General features: G+C 45.2%; 14 protein-coding genes. 7 read left to right on the forward strand and 7 right to left on the reverse strand.

Annotated features, from left to right (window positions below):
- Nucleotides 1-8: 8 nt before the first annotated feature.
- On the reverse strand, nucleotides 9-1,187 hold the full coding sequence (locus tag ABIE50_RS02680; RefSeq protein WP_209856240.1) for a porin: 1,179 nt from the start codon (nucleotides 1,185-1,187) through the stop codon (nucleotides 9-11).
- Between the two features lie 147 nt (nucleotides 1,188-1,334).
- Nucleotides 1,335-3,497, reverse strand: coding sequence for a S46 family peptidase (locus ABIE50_RS02685; protein ID WP_209856238.1), 2,163 nt, complete (start codon nucleotides 3,495-3,497; stop codon nucleotides 1,335-1,337).
- Between the two features lie 207 nt (nucleotides 3,498-3,704).
- On the opposite strand from ABIE50_RS02685, the gene ABIE50_RS02690 reads away from it, so the two are divergent.
- From ABIE50_RS02690 to recA, 5 genes are all read left to right on the forward strand, one after another.
- Nucleotides 3,705-4,142: a hypothetical protein gene (locus ABIE50_RS02690; protein ID WP_209856234.1), complete on the forward strand. Its 438-nt coding sequence runs from the start codon at nucleotides 3,705-3,707 to the stop codon at nucleotides 4,140-4,142.
- An 89-nt stretch (nucleotides 4,143-4,231) separates the two neighbouring features.
- Nucleotides 4,232-4,831, forward strand: coding sequence for a ribonuclease HII (rnhB, locus tag ABIE50_RS02695; RefSeq protein ID WP_209856232.1), 600 nt, complete (start codon nucleotides 4,232-4,234; stop codon nucleotides 4,829-4,831).
- 97 nt (nucleotides 4,832-4,928) lie between these two features.
- The gene (rpoN, locus tag ABIE50_RS02700; RefSeq protein WP_142684625.1) at nucleotides 4,929-6,416 is read left to right on the forward strand and encodes an RNA polymerase factor sigma-54; all 1,488 of its coding nucleotides are present in this window, start codon (nucleotides 4,929-4,931) and stop codon (nucleotides 6,414-6,416) included.
- A 14-nt stretch (nucleotides 6,417-6,430) separates the two neighbouring features.
- Complete coding sequence (locus tag ABIE50_RS02705; protein WP_209856229.1) at nucleotides 6,431-7,126, forward strand: hypothetical protein; 696 nt, start codon at nucleotides 6,431-6,433, stop codon at nucleotides 7,124-7,126.
- Nucleotides 7,127-7,703: 577 nt separating this feature from the next.
- Nucleotides 7,704-8,714, forward strand: a complete 1,011-nt coding sequence (recA, locus tag ABIE50_RS02710) for a recombinase RecA (RefSeq protein ID WP_142684623.1) — start codon at nucleotides 7,704-7,706, stop codon at nucleotides 8,712-8,714.
- Nucleotides 8,715-9,059: 345 nt separating this feature from the next.
- Here the strand turns inward: recA and typA are convergent, their stop codons facing one another.
- The gene (typA, locus tag ABIE50_RS02715; protein WP_142684622.1) at nucleotides 9,060-10,868 is read right to left on the reverse strand and encodes a translational GTPase TypA; all 1,809 of its coding nucleotides are present in this window, start codon (nucleotides 10,866-10,868) and stop codon (nucleotides 9,060-9,062) included.
- A 263-nt stretch (nucleotides 10,869-11,131) separates the two neighbouring features.
- Between typA and ABIE50_RS02720 the strand changes: the two genes are divergently transcribed.
- Nucleotides 11,132-12,130 (forward strand): alpha/beta fold hydrolase, encoded by a 999-nt coding sequence (locus ABIE50_RS02720; RefSeq protein ID WP_209856227.1) that lies wholly within the window; start codon nucleotides 11,132-11,134, stop codon nucleotides 12,128-12,130.
- An 86-nt stretch (nucleotides 12,131-12,216) separates the two neighbouring features.
- Here the strand turns inward: ABIE50_RS02720 and ABIE50_RS02725 are convergent, their stop codons facing one another.
- The 3 genes from ABIE50_RS02725 to ABIE50_RS02735 form a co-directional block, all read right to left on the reverse strand.
- Complete coding sequence (locus ABIE50_RS02725) at nucleotides 12,217-12,447, reverse strand: hypothetical protein (RefSeq protein ID WP_209856224.1); 231 nt, start codon at nucleotides 12,445-12,447, stop codon at nucleotides 12,217-12,219.
- 37 nt (nucleotides 12,448-12,484) lie between these two features.
- Nucleotides 12,485-14,716, reverse strand: coding sequence for a patatin-like phospholipase family protein (locus ABIE50_RS02730; protein ID WP_209856221.1), 2,232 nt, complete (start codon nucleotides 14,714-14,716; stop codon nucleotides 12,485-12,487).
- A 75-nt stretch (nucleotides 14,717-14,791) separates the two neighbouring features.
- Nucleotides 14,792-15,814, reverse strand: coding sequence for a COX15/CtaA family protein (locus tag ABIE50_RS02735; RefSeq protein WP_354027851.1), 1,023 nt, complete (start codon nucleotides 15,812-15,814; stop codon nucleotides 14,792-14,794).
- A 217-nt stretch (nucleotides 15,815-16,031) separates the two neighbouring features.
- On the opposite strand from ABIE50_RS02735, the gene ABIE50_RS02740 reads away from it, so the two are divergent.
- Nucleotides 16,032-16,487 carry a hypothetical protein gene (locus ABIE50_RS02740; RefSeq protein WP_142684618.1) on the forward strand — a complete coding sequence of 152 codons (456 nt, stop codon included), beginning with the start codon at nucleotides 16,032-16,034 and terminating at the stop codon, nucleotides 16,485-16,487.
- An 86-nt stretch (nucleotides 16,488-16,573) separates the two neighbouring features.
- Here the strand turns inward: ABIE50_RS02740 and ABIE50_RS02745 are convergent, their stop codons facing one another.
- Nucleotides 16,574-19,558: a serine hydrolase domain-containing protein gene (locus ABIE50_RS02745; protein WP_209856215.1), complete on the reverse strand. Its 2,985-nt coding sequence runs from the start codon at nucleotides 19,556-19,558 to the stop codon at nucleotides 16,574-16,576.
- Nucleotides 19,559-19,753 lie beyond the last annotated feature (195 nt).

Genomic DNA, 19,753 nt, shown 5'->3' on the forward strand with positions numbered 1-19,753 from the left:
CCTGTTTATTAAAATCTGCATTGCACCTGCACAATCAGCAGATTGCTGTTATGCGTTTTTGTTCCCGGAATATCTTTGTTGTACTGGTCGATCTGCATTCCCAACTGGATCCGGCCTCCGTAGTCTTTCAGGAAGGCCAGGCTGATCATAGGAATGTAAGACTGACGGATAGCGCCATCGTGTTTTTTATCTTCATCAAAATATTCGTAGCGCATGGAAAACTCGATAGACGTAAGTTTATGGTAGTTGATCTTATAACGGAAATTGGGAAGAATATAAACACCATCCATTATATACCGGCTTACGCCTTCCCTGCTGCGGATGCTGTCGGCCATGGAGTAGTAGAGCTGGTGATTATTACCCAGTTTGTATTCCGACTGCAGCTGCAGGTCCCATTTAGGGGCCAATGGAATTACGCCGCTTACATCCAGCCCCGATGCATATACGCCCTGTCGTTTTACAGCGCCAAAGCCACCATTCAGCCCCAGCGAAAGTTTATTCATATTACCGAATTCCAGCCGGGCAGTTGCCAGCTTGCCATTATCGTTATCCGATACCTGGTTGCGGTTGTTCCCATTTACCACTGAAACAGCATATTTCACGGGCACTTTACTGTCTTTATTAAAAGAGCCGAACATCGACACGCCAATCTGGAAGCTTTGCCATCCGTTGCTGCCAAATGCGTAGTACTGATTCGAAAAGTCCATTGACCGGATAATATCTACCGGGTACAGATCTTCCAGGCCAAAGGAAGGCCTGAACTGTCCCACAGTGAAATTCACCGCATCGTTCCAACGGTACGAGATATAAGCATTTTCAAGCACTTTGCCTTTGGTATCTCCCGAAAATTCCGCCAGGTTGATCAGCACCGCTGCCGTAAACCGGTCGCTTACCTGCGCTTTGGCCTGCAAACGGGCCCGTTTGATGCTGAAACTGTTCCGTACTACTTCTTCGGCATCCGGCCGATGTATCCCGTTCACATCCACATCCCGCACCAGCGATGCAGTGTACCTGGCCTGAAAAACGCCCCCGAAAGAGATCTTCTTGATAAACCCTGTGATTTTTTCAATAGTGGTATCCCTGGCAGTAGTATCTGCCGGCGGCCATACAGCTGTAGACACATATGCATGCGCATATGGGATAAAAAGAAAAAACAGGGCGGCAGAGAATAGGATTCGTGTATGCATGCACGGTTATTATTAGATCTTGGAAACGGCCTATCCGGATAACACCATGTACCAAAAAAAGTTGCAGGTCAATAGCATAACACGCATAAAAAATCCCGTACCGGGGATACCGGTACGGGATTTCCTGATCAAATAATTACTGCCGGCTTATTTCACCAGCTTCAATTCATTAATAATATTTTTTGCACCGCCCAGCTTATCAATACACCACAGTACGTAGCGTACATCCACGCAGATGGTACGATTGTATTCGGAATCGAACTGGATCTTATGGCTCAGGGCTTCGTAGTTGCCATCAAAAGCAAGACCAATCAATTCGCCATTGGCATTGATTACAGGAGATCCGGAGTTACCGCCGGTGATATCATTGGTAGTGATAAAGCCCACTACTATATCATTCCGTTTAGCATCTTTATACTGACCAAAGTCTTTCTTATTGTACAGGTCAATATAATTTTCAGGCAGATCAAATTCGTAATCGCCGGGCACATATTTCTCTATCACACCTTTCATGGTGGTTACATAATCGTAATGCACCGCATCACGGGGAGAATATGGTTTTACCTGGCCATAAGATAAACGCATGGTAAAGTTGGCATCAGGATACCTGTTGGCACTGGGGCTCATTTGCATAACGCCTTTGAGGTAAACGCGGCCCAGATCATTAATTTTAGTATTGAACTGGTTGTATAACGGCAGGTATTTGCTTACATAATTTTTGATGAATGCGCTGGCATAAGCGAATACCGGGTCGTTCTGCAGTGTTACTGCATCCGGGTTTGCTACAAAAGCATTCCATTTTGCATCATCGAAAATAAAGGTATTAGCCATTAAGGAAGCTGCCCAGGTGCTGTAGGTTTTATCTTCATCAAGACTTCCATATTTTGCTTTCAGCGCATCATAAAAACCAATGGGTTGCTGATCTTTCGAGATGTCTGTGTAATACATATGGCAGGTTGCCGCAAGAATTTTCTGATCGCTTGGCTTGTTCTCGCTTTCAATGAATGCTTTGCGTGCTTTATCGGCTGCCTCAACTGCCTGTTTAACAGCATCTTTGGGTGCACCGGGAGTTACCAGTGCTCTTTCCACACCTGTTAGTGAGGCTGCAAAAGATGCTACCGGCGAGCCCAGGATGCCTTCATTCAGGTAAGTGCGTTGTTTTGCGTAAGGGGTCCATGCCTTATACGCAGCTTCGTACTCAGGAAGAACATTCGCAAATTCAGGTTTATCCTGCGCCCATTTGGCAAAGGCCGCTTCCTGTTTCTGTTTATCGGCCAATACACCATGTTTCTCCAGCTGTTTGGTTTCGCCGTCAAAAAATTTCCAGTAGTTGGCGATGCCAGCATAAGAAGAAGCCAGCTGCAGTTTTACCGCAGGGTCTTTCTTCATCTGTTCAAACATGGCTTTCAGTCGTACATCACGGAGATTTACCACTGAAGGGTTTTCTACAGACGTTTTCAGCTTTACACCATAGGAGGTTTCATAACGGTTGGTTCCGCCGGGGTAACCAAATATCATGGCGTAATCATTTTCCTTTACGCCTTTGATAGATACGGGCAGGAAATGCTTCGGTTTTAGAGGCACATTATCTGCGGCATAGGGAGCAGGTTTTCCATCCTTACCGGTATATACGCGGAAGATGGAGAAATCGCCGGTGTGGCGGGGCCATTCCCAGTTATCGGTGTCGCCGCCAAATTTACCTACGCTTTCGGGAGGGGTACCTACCAGGCGGATGTCTTTATAACGCTCATATACAAACAGGAGATACTGGTTGCCCTTGAACATGGGCACTACTTTCGCCTCGTAGCCGGTGTTGGCGATGGCTTTGGAGATGATCTCGTTGTATGCTTGTTGCTCTTTCTGGGCTCTTTCAGCGCCGCTAAGGCCTTTCAGGGCGTCTTCCACCTGTTTGCTCACATCTTCCACCCGTACCAGGAATTGAACAGACAGTTGGGAAGAAGCAATTTCCTCCTGTTTGTTTTTTGCGTAGAAACCGTTCTTCAGGTAGTTATGCTCTACAGAGCTGGCCGCGGCAATAGCGCCGTAACCACAGTGGTGGTTGGTAAAAATAAGGCCTTCGTTACTTACAATCTCGCCGGTACAACCGCCGCCAAAAATAACAATGGCGTCTTTCAGGGATGCTTTATTAATACTGTACAACTGTTCTTTAGTCAGCTTCAATCCTTTCTTCACCATGTCGTTGTACGTTTGCTGCCCCAATAAATAAGGCAACCACATGCCCTCATCTGCTTTAGCCCATTTGATACTTACGCCAAGCAATAAGAGCAAAACCAGTAATTTTTTTCTCATATTAAGTCAGGTTTTGTTTTTAAGGACCTCAAACCTAGCTATTTTTTTGTTACCGGGCGCAGGTATAAGGACCAATGGCTGCTGAATATCTGATAAATATTAAAATATGATAAAGGCATGAACAAAAAACTGGAATATGTTTTGATAAAGGGGTACAGCCGGAAGGCTGTGCCAGTATTTAAAATCATAAAAAAAAATCGTCGTAACATGAAAAGAGTATTCTTACTGGCGGGCATTGCCGCTTTATTTGCCTGCAACGAGAGTAGCACTCAGCAGGAAAAGAAGGAAGAAATAAAGGAAGATTTGAAAGAAGCTGGGCAGGATATCAAGTCTGCTGCCGGCAGTACAGGAGATTATTTGTCTGAACAAAAGAAACAGGCAGAAGATGCTATCCGGGAGCGCATTAATGAAATTGATAAAACTACGGAAGAATTAAAAAAGGACGGGGATGAAAAAAGTGCTGCAGCCCGCAAGAAACTGGAAGCGCTGAAAATACAGATGAACCAAAAACTGGAAGATGTAAAGAACAGCAGCGCCGACAAATGGGACAGCACCCGTGCAGCCGCTGATCAGCTGATGAAAAAATCCGATAAGGAGTGGACAGATTTCAAACAGGATTTTAAGGATCTTTTTAAGAAAGATTAAAAGAAGGCTGCGGTATTACTTCAAAATTCCACAATCCTTGTTCCTTGAACATTAATCTTGTAATTTTACCCGGCTTAATAGATTTGGATTTGCTACTTTCTTATTATCAGGAATTATTAACAGAAGCCGGCTGTGATGAAGCCGGAAGGGGATGCCTGGCGGGTCCTGTGTTTGCAGCAGCGGTAATTCTGCCTAAAAAATTCAGGCACCCGATGCTGAACGATTCCAAGCAGATGAAAGCGACCGACCGGGAGAAACTGAGAAAGGTGATTGAAAAAAAAGCAGTATGTTATGCCGTGGCAAGTGTGGATAACGTGGAAATAGACAAGATAAATATACTAAAGGCCTCTTTCAAAGCCATGCATCTGGCATTGGAGAAGCTGACGCAGCAACCGGAGTTTATACTGGTAGATGGTAACCGCTTTTATGCCTATGGCAACACGCCGCACGCCTGTATAATACAGGGCGACGGCCTATATGCCTCCATAGCGGCAGCCTCCATCCTGGCTAAAACGTATCGTGATGAGTATATGCAGCAGTTACATGCTACATATCCGCATTTTGGCTGGAACGAGAACAAAGGGTACCCTACCAAGCAACACCGCGATGCCATCAGGGAATATGGCGATACGCCATTTCACCGTAAAACATTCCGTTTGTTGCCGGAGCAGCTGGAACTGGATTTATAGCCATTAGCCCTTAAAGGGTTATCTAAAAGCTAAATACGTGCAGCGGGGCGCTCTGTTAACCTTATACTTATTAATTTTGCCCTGACAGGGAATAATTATGTTAAAGCAGACACAACAGCAGAAATTATTACAGAAACTCTCACCTCAGCAAATTCAGCTCATGAAATTGCTGCAGGTACCTACTGTGAACCTGGAAGAAAGGATCAAGGAAGAGCTGGAAGAAAATCCGGCACTGGAGTATGGGGAAGAAGCAGGAGAAGATGAGTTCAAAGAACAGGAAGAATACGAAGCGCCGGCAGAAGAAGATGAATTTGAACCAGACGGCAGTGAAAATGAGTATGACAATATAGATATTTCTGAATATGTAAGTGAGGGAGATGATGACGTAGCGGATTACAAGCTGCGGGATGATAACTATCCTGATCCGGATGAAAGCAATAAAACCATCCCGATCCGGGTGGAAACTTCTTTTCATGAACATTTATTAAGCCAGCTGGGTATGCTCGAGCTGGATGACCACCAGAATGCCATTGCCGAACATATCATCGGCAGTATTGACGACGATGGGTACCTGCGCAGGGAAATCAGTTCCATGGTGGATGACCTCTCCTTTTCACAGAATATAGACACCACGGAAGAAGAGATTAACACCCTCATAAAAAAGATTCAGGATTTTGATCCGGCGGGCGTTTGTGCCACTGATCTGAAAGAATGCCTGCTACTGCAGTTGAAGCGTAAGTCGCAGGATGACCCCGGCGTACACAACGCCTACCTCATCCTGGAAAACTACTTCGACGAATTTACCAAGAAGCATTATGAAAAGATCCAGAAAGCGTTAAGTCTTTCTGATGAAGGTCTGAAAGAGGCCATCACCCAGATCATCCGGCTTACGCCCAAGCCAGGTGGCAATTTCGCCACACTGAACAAGGCAGAAAGCTATGTATTACCCGACTTCTTTATTTTAAATAATGCCGGTAAACTGGAACTTACGCTCAATTCGCGTAATGCCCCCGACCTGCGGATCTCCGGAGGTTACCGCGAAATGCTGAAGGAATACGACCGGGGCGATAAAAAAGACAAGCGCCAGAAAGAAGCCGTATTATTTATCAAACAAAAGATAGATGCTGCCAAATGGTTTATAGACGCCATTAAGCAGCGGCAGCATACTTTGTTGTCCACCATGGAGTCCATTATGGATTACCAGCGGGAATTTTTTCTTACGGGAGATGAAACTACCATGAAGCCTATGATCCTGAAAGATATCGCGGATCGTACACAACTGGATATTTCTACCGTAAGCCGTGTGGCCAACAGCAAATATGTACAAACCGAGTTCGGTACCTTCAAACTGAAGTTCTTCTTCTCCGAATCCCTGTCTACCGACAGTGGCGAGGAAGTATCCACCAGGGAAGTAAAAAAGATCCTGTCGGACCTCATTGAAGCGGAAAACAAACGTAAGCCGCTCAGTGATGAAAATCTCACGAAAATGCTGCAGGATAAAGGATACAACATTGCCCGCCGTACAGTGGCCAAGTACAGGGAACAGCTCAATATCCCTGTGGCCCGTTTACGTAAAGAATTATAAGCACCATACATACCATGCAAGAACAAGCAGTTTTAGACCGGAACGGAAATATACGTTTGGAGCCGGAGTTTCCAAAGTCAATGAAATCCCTGGCACTGGTTATTTCCTATCTCTCTCACCCGCTGTTTATTCCCCTGCTGGTAACATTCCTGATCCTGGAATCTATCCCGGAATATATGGTGGCGTTTAAGTCACTGAGCAAAAGATTCGACTTTGACATGCTCTATTTCAGGGTGGCTATTATCAGTATCGGCTTCCCAGTGCTCACCCTTTTACTGGCAAAGGCACTGAAATTTGTATCCTCTGTTCATATGAGAACCCAGCGGGACCGGATCATTCCATATGTGGCAATGATCACCTATTATTTCTGGGCGTTCTACACTTTTCAACAGGAGGGCCGGGCGCCGAAGTTCTATACCGCATTTTTCCTGGGGGTATTCATCAGCGTTTCTATCTCTTTTATTACCAATAACTTCATAAAAACCAGTATGCATACAGTGGGTTGGGGCGGCATAATCGGGCTCTTGCTTTCACTGATGTGGGGAATGCATATGAATGTATCTGTACCGCTGGTGATCACTTTCTTTGTAGCTGGCATTGTGGCTACCTCCCGCCTGGTGCTGGAAGCACATGAGCCACGGGAAATTTATATCGGTTTCCTGATTGGCATTATTTCACAACTGGCTGCGTGCTGGATACTTGTAAAATAGGTATTTCACCATTCTATCCCTGCTCCCTGCCGGTAAGGCTGAACAAGTCAGCTACCAGTCAGGGATCAGGGAAAACAACATATAGAATGGCGATAAAAAACTTTTGGGGTTTAACCTCTGACCACTTCACCGCTCCTTCTTCACATGGATGCAAGGCCGTAAGGCAGGCTAACAAACAACTTTAACAAACAGTAGGGGATTAACTTCAACAACTAAACTTGACAGTACAAAAGTGAAACTTTCCCGGCTGATACTCAAGCGTATAACTACGCTTTTTAAAAATGCAGTAGAATTCTCACTTTCCCCTGGCAATTATTTTTTTGAGGCTTTTTTGTTACGCATATTCAATGCGTAATGGTATTGCATCTTTGTTATGTCATTGGGGGTTAACCCTAAAAGAAAAATTTGACAGGCAGTTCTTGAACAGTACGGAAAAGATTACTATTTAATTTAGCAAATAAAATAAAATGCTAAAAAATTTAGGAAAATAAAAAATTAGATCATAACTTAGCAATCCAATTAATTTGCTTTCTAATTGTGATCAGCTATCTTTTAAATTTGTAAAAACATTACTTATATGTCTACAGCCAATGCAGAAAAACTGAAGGCCCTGCGCCTCACAATGGACAAGATTGAGAAAGATTTCGGTAAGGGATCTGTGATGATGATGGGGGAAAAAGCAGAAGCACCAATGGAAATTATTTCCACAGGTTCCCTGGGCCTTGATATAGCACTTGGAATTGGGGGTTTGCCGAAAGGAAGGATCATTGAAATATACGGACCAGAATCTTCCGGTAAAACAACCATCGCCATACATACAATTGCGGAAGCACAGAAAAAAGGTGGCATTTGCGCCATTATAGATGCGGAACATGCTTTTGACAGCAGTTACGCAAGAAGACTGGGAGTTGACGTGGATTCCCTGTTGATCTCACAGCCGGATCATGGTGAACAGGCACTGGAAATAGCTGACCGTCTGATCCTTTCCGGGGCAGTGGATGTAGTGGTAATTGACTCCGTGGCTGCACTGGTACCAAAAAGTGAACTGGAAGGAGAAATGGGTGAAAGCAAAATGGGATTACAGGCCCGTTTGATGTCACAGGCACTGCGTAAGTTAACAGCCACCATCTCCAAAACAAACTGCTGCTGCATCTTTATTAACCAGCTGCGTGAAAAGATAGGCGTTATGTTTGGTAACCCGGAAACCACCACCGGTGGTAATGCGTTGAAATTCTACGCATCCGTAAGGCTGGATATCCGTCGTATGAGCCAGATTAAAGATGGTGATGAAGCCGTGGGTAACCGCGTGAAAGTGAAAGTGGTAAAAAATAAAGTAGCTCCGCCTTTCCGCCAGGCAGAATTCGATATCGTTTATGGTCAGGGTATCTCTAAAACAGGTGAGATCATTGATATGGGTGTTGAATATGGCGTTGTTCAGAAAAGCGGTAGCTGGTTCAGCTATGATTCAAATAAATTAGGCCAGGGCCGTGATGCCGTTAAACAACTGCTGAACGATAACCCTGAACTGGCAGCAGAAATTGAAACAAAGATTAAAGTGAAGATCCAGGAAAAACAGGATGCCGCTTAATATTAATTACTGTTGAATTGAATAAGCATTAAACCGAAACTTAGTCTCAAAATATACATAGAAGTTAGTTTTAGTTTTAGTAAGCATTGGGTTAGTATGCACATCCCTGCCTTATCCTGGGCGGGGATTTTTTTTGCCCTCATGTCGTTACCTTCATGCTAAAAGGTATCATCACAACAACAGGTAAAGCTGCTCCGGTATCTTCAATGGGTCTCACCAGAAAAGCATCATCACCTAAAGCGCCGAAACTGGTTTGCCATAAAAGACAAACCCTAAAAACAAAAACCGCCCCGTAAAACGGAGCGGTCCTGCTTTTTTCACCAATTATCTTACAAACAAAGGCAATTAAGCTTCTGCTTTCATGCTTTTAGCTGTTCTCTTACGTTCTTCCTCATCCAGTATTACTTTACGCATACGGATAAAGTTAGGCGTAACCTCTATACACTCATCATGCTGGATATACTCCATACATTCTTCCAGCGTCATCAGTATCTTAGGCGCAATGTTGGCTGCTCCATCAGTTCCGCTTGCACGCATGTTGGTCAGTTTCTTGCCTTCATTAGGATTCACCACCAGGTCGCCCGGTTTATTGGTTTCACCAATGATCATACCCTTGTATACTTCTTCTCCCGGATCAACAAAGAAAGAACCTCTATCCTGCAGCTTGTCAAGAGAGTAACCGGTAGTAGTACCAGCTTCCTTGGCAATCAGTACACCGTTATTACGGCCAGGAATAGCACCCTTCCATGGTTTATAATCATTAAAGCGGTGTGCCATCACTGCTTCTCCAGCTGTAGCTGTAAGCATCTGTGTACGCAAACCGATCAAACCGCGGGATGGAATTTCAAACTCCAGGTGCTGCATTTCACCCTTGGTTTCCATGATCAGCATCTCACCTTTACGACGGGTTACCAGGTCAATTACCTTGCTGGCAAAATCCTGCGGAACATCTACCACCAGGGTTTCGTATGGTTCGCATTTTTTACCGTCTACCAACTTCACAATTACCTGTGGCTGGCCAACAGTTAATTCATACCCTTCACGACGCATGGTTTCAATCAATACACCTAAGTGAAGGATACCACGGCCATACACCATAAAACTATCTGCACTGTCAGAATCCATTACGCGAAGCGCCAGGTTCTTCTCAGTTTCCTTCATTAAACGGTCACGCAGGTGACGGGAAGTAACGAACTTACCATCTTTACCAAAGAACGGAGAGTTGTTAATACCAAACAACATGTTCATGGTAGGCTCGTCCACACTGATAATAGGCAGCGCTTCAGGAGCTTCTGCATCAGCAATGGTATCACCAATGTTAAAACCTTCAATACCAACTACCGCGCAAATATCACCGGCAAATACTTTAGTTACCTTTCTCTTACCTAACGCTTCAAAAATATACAGTTCGCGCACTTTCTGCTTCTTGCTGGTACCATCTGTCTGCATTAAAGTAACCCATTGTCCTTCTTCAATAGAAGCACGGGCCACTTTACCTACAGCAATACGGCCAAGGAAAGAAGAGTAATCCAGCGAAGTGATCTGCATCTGCAGGTTACCTTCCGGAGTCTTAGGCTGTGGAACATATTCCAGGATGCCATCCATTAATGGAGAAATATCTTCACTCTGTTCTAATGAACTGTTGAACCAGCCATTTTTACCAGAGCCATAAAATGTCGGGAAGTTCAGTTGTTCCTCTGTTGCGTCCAGATTAAAGAACAGTTCAAAAACTGCATCATGTACTTCATCAGGACGGCAGTTAGCCTTATCTACCTTGTTGATAACAACAATAGGTTTCAGATTCAGCTGTAAAGCCTTCTGCAATACAAAACGGGTTTGCGGCATCGGACCCTCAAAAGCATCTACCAGCAGGATCACACCATCAGCCATTTTCAATACCCTTTCTACCTCACCGCCAAAGTCGGCGTGGCCCGGAGTATCAATCACATTGATCTTGGTTCCTTTATACTCAACAGAAGCATTTTTGCTGAATATGGTGATACCACGTTCTCTTTCAAGATCGTTACTATCCATGATCAGTTCACCTGATTCCTGGTTAGCCCGGAATACATTAGCCTGATGAAGGATTTTGTCAACCAAAGTAGTTTTACCATGGTCTACGTGTGCAATAATTGCGATATTACGAATGTTCATATACTTAAATCTTTAGCTATCAGCCATTAACTAGTTTTTCGCTAATAGCTACAAAAAGAAGGCGCAAAGGTACGAAAACATAGCGAGAATGAGGGTATCACGTTTTAAATAAATGTAATCATTTGGTCAGCTTGAAAAACCCTCTTACAATAGGCTGGTTATCATTTATTTACAATTAATTATATCCAAATATTGCAATCAAATAGTTTTATGGCGTCAATTTTGCCGCCACCAACAGCGTTTCAATAGTCTAATATAACTTCATGAAAAAGAAATTGTATATCCTCGCTACTGCCTGCCTGTCCTTAATAGTCTCCCGTATATCTGCACAAATACCAGCCCAGGATATCACCCTTACAGATTATAAATACCCTTTCCCGGTTCATTTCCTGAAATTACAGTTGCAAGGCCAGTCCCTTCAGATGGCGTATATGGATGTACAGCCCTCCCGGCCCAATGGCAAAACCATAGTGCTCCTCCATGGCAAGAATTTCTGTGGCGCGTATTGGGATAGTACTGCTGCAGATCTCAGTAATAACGGATACCGCGTCATCATCCCGGATCAGATCGGCTTCGGCAAATCGTCCAAGCCCCCGCATTTACAATACAGCTTCCAGCTGTTGGCGCAAAACACCAAAACATTGCTGGACACTTTACAGATAACAAAAACGGCTGTTCTTGGTCATTCAATGGGCGGTATGCTCGCTACCAGGTTCGCCCTCATGTACCCGGAAATAACTGAAAAACTGATCCTGGAAAATCCTATCGGGTTGGAGGATTGGAAAGTAAAGGTTCCCTATCAGTCAATAGATAAATGGTATAAAACTGAACTGCAACAGAATTACGAAAAAATCAAACAATACATGATGGACAGCTACTACGCCGGTAAATGGTCGCCCGCTTATGATAAATGGGCACAGTTACAAGCCAGCTGGACCAGTAACCCCGACTATTCCCTGGTAGCCTGGAACTCGGCCCTTACCTACGATATGATCTTTACCCAACCGGTACTGTATGAGTTTGGAAATATTACCGCTCCTACCCTTCTTATTATAGGACAACGCGACCGCACGGCATTGGGCAAAGCCAATGCACCTGAAAACGTGCGCAAAACATTAGGGAATTATCCCGAGCTGGGAAACATCACTGCGAAAAAAATTCCACACGCCACACTTGTACCGATCGAAGGTGTGGGACATCTTCCCCACATTGAAGCATATACGAAGTTTATTACTCCCCTGCTGAAGTTCCTGAAAGAATAGCAGGAGCTCACTTTAATCCGGAGTGGAGGCGGCCCGTTGAAAAATCCAGGCGGCGCTGAGCAAAACAAGCCCTGATGCATAGGTTATCATATCTGTATCCATAAGGAACCCATCGATGATATATGATGTTCTGCAGATAGGCGAACAGCAGGATAATGACTACCGCCACCAAAAATTTTATCAACAGCGTTGACAGGGTTATCATTTACTACGATATCTATAGGGAAACCTTTGATGGCAAGCCTGTTGAATGGGTTGTCGTTTACTACGACAGCTGTGCCTGTAAAGACTCCTTCAATGGCACGTAGGAGTATCACACGGAAAAAATAACACGGTGATCACTAAGCCCGCAGCCTATTCCTCCAGTAATTTCACCACATATTCCAACGCGCTTTGGTTGGCCGGGTTATCCAATGCATGCGCAATGTCCAGTTTCTCGCGGGAGGTGAGGTGCCAGGATAGGGCAGCTGCTTTATCCTGCTTCTGCGGCACATACTGGAATATTACCCGGTGAAACTTCTCAGGGAAATATCCTTCTATATAATTCAGTAAATCATCCTGGTCAAAATCCTGCATGGCACTCCAGTGCTGTTGCATGGTAAACAGCGGCTCAAACAGCAGGTCGCCCAGGTCTTTTGTTTTTTTGATGGGAGAAATATCATTTTTGCGGGTATCCCGGATCTGGATATATACTACGCCACTTGTATTTTCATTGATCCACTTACTGAACGTATACAAATACCGCAGGGTAGTTTGCTGACCAAAGTTATCGCGGATTCCCGCATCCATTACATCTACAATAGGGTTGGTGGGCAGAAATGCATTCGGCAGCACATAAGGAAAGGTTGCACACATACGGATCGCACTGGTAACACGCAGGTCCATGGCGCCCTGGGCGGCAAAATACTGCCCAAAATCAACCCCGTCAATATCCCTTACCTGCCGGGTGGGGTACTGGTATTGCGGGCTACACAAATAACTGATAGGCTGTGGGGAAATCATTAGCCTGCGCCCATCTGCATTAATGGTAGCGTTCCATATCAGCATGGGAATTTCCGCTTCGGCCTCCGGCTGCCGGTAATCCTTCAATGTTTTATCCAGCACGCTGTCGGTATGTTCATTCAGTTGCATTTCAAAAGCATATCCCCTGTCTTTGGCATAATGATTTTTCCCGATGTTGAAGCTTCTCCAGGGCGTGATAAAATCATTTACGGCCATGGCGGAGAACACAGAGTTAAGTAAATCCTGCGAAACCTTATCTGCATATACCTTATCAGACAGGTGAACAGGCTTTCCCTGTTGCTGTTCATAGTACAGCTCCCGGAAATAGCTGGCGCCGAGCATGCCCCCGGATGCGCCGGTCATAAGTACGGTATGCTTCATCAGGCGGCCATTCAGCATACTGTCCAGCCGTTGCAGTACGTTCACGCTCCATGTGGCAGAACGACTGCCGCCCCCGCTGAAATTCATTACTATCAATGGCGGCTTTTTCCGGGCCGGAAATTTCTTTCTCCACTTCTCCAGTATCATCAGGGTCTGTTGCCTATCAGCGTCATACTTCTCCCTGGTAAAAAACTGCTGAAGGGCAGCCACACTATATTCGGGACGCGCATTCTTCTCCCGGTAATTCAGACCATAGGCTTTATTCCGGTTATCTACCCAGTTGTTCTCTACCATCCAGTTCAAAGCAAACAACATTACCAGCAAAATAGGAATAGACCAGGTTTGCAGCATATAGGAAAAAGCGCCGGCAACGCCTATAAGGAATGCAAAGAAAATCAGCACGCTGGCCCCGGCCGGAATCCTGAACATATCATAATCCATCAGGTAAGCGAGTATCACCAGGAACACGAGGGAACAACCCACCGTGATCATAGCAGCAAAGTGATGCTGCTTAAGAATGCTGTCAAGATAATGTTTATTGTAATGGTCTACATTCCTGGCTCTCCTGATACGCCAGGGAGTGGAAAAATAGTTATGAACAGGGAGCGCATTTTCATCCGGATCCTGGTTGGGTTTCAGGATCATCCGCAGGAAGTTGCGCGGGTTTCCAAAACGCTTTTCCAGCCGCCGGCCAATATTTTTATCTGCGTTAAAAAAATAGAAAAAACAGAAAAAGAAGATAAACAGCACACCGCAAATAAACCCTTCCCCTAACAACATAATATCAGGAACCGTATTAAGTTGCTCATAACGCTGGTACTCCCATCCACGGTAAAGCATACTGAAAATAAATACGAGGGGAATAATGGCATTATTAAGGCAATACCTGAAAAATGGCTGGGAAGTAGTGGCCAGGAACTTAAATCGTCCTGTATGTAAAATGAAAGTGGTGATTTGCCAGCTCATGATAAACATGCCGGTGGCCAGTCCCAGGATGGTAGTGCTGTAGAAGTTTACCTTGCCAAGATACTCGGGCGCCAGGTAAAGTGCATCTCCGCCAAACACCTTGGCAAAACCGCCGTTGATGGTGCTGAACAGGATCACCCAAAAAATAAGTAATACCTGGTACTTCCTGAAATGCAGGAGCAGCAACTGTATAGGGAAAGAATAGTAAGTTTTTATCAATAATAACTTCACCTTCATCAGACGATTATTACGAATAAACCTACGGAAAATTTACGGATTTATGACCGCGGGAGTTCCTCTCCGGCCGAAAAATCAATTTCCACTTTCCGCCGCCCCTCTGCTAAGGAACAATGTCCAGATCAGCGACAACATCAGCAACATACCTACTCCCTGGTGCAGTATCCCGTAACTAACAGGGATCTTCACCTGGCTATTCAGGAGGGTAAGCACACCCAGCAGCACCTGTAATAATACCAGCAACAGGGGAAGATAACGGATAGCATGTAACAGACTGTTGGCCGGTGTTTGTGCAGCCTTCCACCACCAGATGGCAATAAGAATGGTAATAAGATAGGCCAGCCCCCTGTGTATGAATTGAATGGTAATTGGATTATGCGCAATATCTGTGGCAAAACCTCCTTGTGAAAACATGCCGGCAGGCACCCAGGAACCATTAATATCCGGCCAGGTATTCGCCACCAGTGCAGTGTGCAGTCCGGCCATAAAAGCACCATATACCAGCTGCACTACCAATAATATCAGCAGCCAGATATTCAGTTTATATAAAGCGGGCACTTTTAGTACTTCCACAGGGTGCACACTGAGCTTCAGGGCAAACCAGAACACATATGCCAGCAGCAACAGTGCGGAAATAAAATGAATGGCCAGGCGAATATGGTTTACATACAGGTTCTCTTCATTAAGCCCGCTCTTCACCATAATCCATCCTATCAGCCCCTGCAAACCACCCAGTACAAACAATATGATCATCGGGTTGATCATACTCCTGTTAATCTTCTTCTTAATAATAAAATAGATGAACGGGATAATAAACACAAATCCCATCAACCTCGCCCAATCACGATGCAACCACTCCCAGAAGAAAATAAACTTAAAGTCCGATAATGTGAAGTGATTATTAATATACTTATACTGCGCTATCTGCTTATAGCCATCGAACGCTTTCTGCCAGGCAGCTTCATTCATAGGAGGAAATGCCCCCAGCAATGGCTGCCATTCTGTAATGGATAAGCCCGAACCGGTTAAGCGGGTAATTCCTCCCAGCAACACCTGAACTATCAACATGCCCACGCCAATATATAACCAAATGGCCACGGGGCGGTTATTTTTTATTGTAACTGCTTCCATAAACGGTGCAAAAATAGGGAATGAATGCCGAACAAGCCGGCTAAATTCTCACATTATTTTAACAAAGGCGTAATGTTCTGTTAATCCATCTGTCGGAGCTTTGCCGTGAAAATTAAACGGCACCATTGTATTAGCTAATACCGCCCTAATTAAAAAAAGAAGTACACATTAAAAAAATAATGTCATGAAACACTTACGTTTTGTTGTTTTAGCACCCAAAGTAGCTTTGTTGGTATTTGTAACTATCCTCTTCCCGATTTTACACGCTGCTGCACAGTCAAAAACATTTGCCTATAATGCAGCGCGACTGGCAAAAGAAAAACCAGTGCCCACAGCTCCCATTGAAGCTTTCAATGTACATATCACACAATTGCAGAAAGATCAGCTGTTATTCCAGCTTTCCGTGGATAATCCTTCCAACGAAAAGCTGACCCTTTACATAAAAGACAACTACAATAACACGCTGCACCGCGAAACACTGCCCGCTACCCTGCGCTTTGAGGCACGTTATAACCTCGGATCTCTCGAGGATGGCGACTATACCTTCGAAATCAGGAGCGGAAAAAACAAACTGGCGGAAAAAGCTATTGCCATAAAAACACAAACCCTGATCAACAGGAGCGTTTCTGTAACCGAGTAGTCCCGCATCGCATAATTGAAAAATGAAAGAGGTGGTATCCGTAAAAAACGGTACCACCTCTCTTTTTATTATCTGTTTTATCTTCGTTACATGCGTGCCGACTCATACACCGCCTCAAACATTTTCTCCCGGGTATGTAATGCAGATATTTTCGTATTAACACCGCCGTTGGGATACACCCGGTTACTCAGGAAAATAAATACCAATCCCGAAGCTGGGTCTGCCCATACACAGGTTCCGGTATAGCCGGTATGCCCGAAAGTAGCTGCAGAAGCGCTCCTGGCAGGATATGGCTCCCGGCGGGTGGCATTATCCTTTTCGGGCTTGTCGAACCCCAGCCCCCGACGGCTGATATTACTGTTGTAAGCAGTGAACAACTGCACCGTTTCAGGCTTTATATACTGTACCCCATTATAAGATCCCTTGTTCAGCAACATCTGCATAATCACCGCCACATCATGCGCATCGGAAAATAAACCGGCATGACCAGCTACACCACCAAACATGGCAGCACCGGGGTCATGCACATCTCCCCTTAACAACTGCATACGGAAAGAATACTCCCTTTCTGTAGGAACGATCTGGGACAACGGAAAACGCTCCCTCGGCAAAAAACCGGTGGTAGCCAGTCCCAGTGGCTCGTAAAACGTTTCCCTCACATAATCATTCAGCTTTTTTCCTGATAACGTTTCCACGATCTTGCCCAGGAAAATAAAATCACAGTCGCTGTAAACATAACCCTGGCGGGGCGATAACTTACTATCCAATATCCTTTGCCACATGGTATCCACATAGCTGTTCTCCATGTACATGTTATTAGCCACACGGATACCATGGGTGGCATCTGCAATGGCATGATACAACACGGTATCGGGCCTTGCATTGCTGTAAAGCGTTTCTTTATAGAAAGGGATAAAAGCCACCAGGCCTGCCTGGTGCAGCAGGATATCACGGATACGCAATCCCGCTTTATCGGTTCCCAGCACCTGTGGCAGGTATACACCCAAGGTAGCATCCAGGTTCAGTTTACCTTCATCGTACAGTCGCATCACCGATAAAGTGGTGGCACACACTTTAGTAACAGAGGCCAGGTCGTAGATAGATGTGGGTGTTACTGGTTCCTGTTTGTTGTATTCGTAGTGACCAAAACAACGATTATAGATAACCTTTCCATCTTTCAGGGCCATTACCTGCGCGCCGGGTGCAGCTCCGCGGGCAATCATATCATTTGCCAGGGCATCGATCTGTAATAAAGCCTGTTCATTGATCCCTGCTTCTTTAGCGCTGGCAGTGGGTAATAAATTAAACTTGTTCACTTCGTAAGTGATGCCGGTGCCGGAGGGCAGATCCGGGCAAACAGTTACCGGTAGTTTGCCGGATGGTCCAAGTTGCCCGAAAAGCAAGTCGGCCGCTGCACGTTGGGTAGTACTGTCGTCTTCATAAGCGGCTACCAGGTGAGGCGCGTCACAGAAATACTGGATAGCATAGGGGTTGCCAAAAACAACAGTGGCCGATGGCATCTCGGATTGTAGCTGTCGGATAATGAGCCTTTCCGCCATTGATAACCCAAAATTACCAGCAGGGCGGCGACTGTAATTATGCAGACTGATGATAACCGCCCGATAGTCGCGCTGGATACGGGATACAATTGGTGCAATCTGCTGAACCGACTGGCGCGATGTAAAAATAAATGCATCGGTTCCAGGCTTATAGTTTTTCACCACTTCTGTAAAAGTATTGCTGGCATCGGCCCCTACTGCTACTACTGCCAGTTTTTGCTGGGTCATAGCCGGTGAAAACGGAATTAATTTTTTCTCATTACGTACCAGGGTAATGGCATTTTCAGCAATACGTTTGCGCAGTATATCTGTTTTGGCGTTAATATCTTCCGCCAGATGCTCGGTATTGATATGTTGCGGCTGCCATAGCCCGAGGTTATATTTGGCGCGCAACACCTTTTTCACACGTCCGTCTACTTCTTCCTGGCTGATCTTCCCCGCTTTAATGGCTTTCCTGATAGCGGCCACACTGCCGGCGGAGGTAGACGGAAGGATCATCAGGTCGTTGCCTGCCAGCAGCGACTGTAAGGATTCCTGTCCGTTAGTATAAAACTTCGCGATGCCTTTCATTTCCAGTGCATCAGTAACAATCAACCCTTTAAAACCCATTTCTTCTTTCAGCAGTTTTGTAACTGCATTGTAGGAAATAGAAGTAGGTGTATTTGGTTTTTTGTCGATGGAAGGAATATAAAGATGACCTATCATTACAGATTGCACACCGGCAGCAATGGCCTGGCGGAATGGATACAGCTCGAGGGAATCCAGCTGGGCCCTGGTTTTATTGATAGTGGGCAGATCCAGGTGCGAATCCACATTGGTATCGCCATGACCCGGGAAATGTTTAGCGCAGGCCATAATACCGGCATCCTGCATTCCCCTGATAGTAGCCACGCCCATACGGGCCACCTGGTATTTGTTTTCCCCGAACGAGCGGTCGTTGATCACGGGATTAGCGGGATTGTTGTTCACATCCATGTCCGGCGCAAAATCAATGTGGATACCAAGCCGGCGGCACTGCTCTCCCATGATCTTTCCGGCATCATACGCAAGCGAAGTATCCTGCATGGCGCCTATCATCATATTCCGCGGCAGTGAAATAACACTGTCGAGCCGCATGCCAAGCCCCCACTCGCCATCAATAGCTACCAGGAGCGGCACTTTGGAAATTGATTGGTAATAATTGGTAAGATTGGCCTGCCTTACCGGGCCTCCCTGGAAAAAGATCACCCCTCCTACTTTGTTGTCCTGGATATCTTTAATAACAGCGTTAATATGGTCTTGTCCTAAGTTGGAATGCGCCCGGATCATAATAAGCTGGGCAATACGTTCATCGGGTGTAAGCGACTGGAACACACTGTCGGCCCACTGTACAGCCCTGTCCTGCGCCGGCGCCACTTTTTGTGCAGCCACCTTTTTATGCTTCTTTTTTTCCTTGAACACCAGGGGCGCGGAAATGGCGCTGCCCGTCATCATTAGTCCTGTAAGTCCTGCAACCAATAATTGTTTCCTCATATCATAAACTTACAAATATTCATGCGTAAATCCAGACTGACAGGCTGAATATCAAAGAATTACTAATATTGTTCATATGATTTTGTCAGATCCAAACTATTTAGTTAAATTAGAATACCCTGTTGAAGATATTTTACAGATTACGCCAAAAAATTAAATGCTGTTTACTATTTTGTCAGAATATTTACATTTAGT

The organism is Chitinophaga sp. OAE865, assembly GCF_040546735.1.
Classification (GTDB): Bacteria; Bacteroidota; Bacteroidia; order Chitinophagales; family Chitinophagaceae; genus Chitinophaga; species Chitinophaga polysaccharea_A.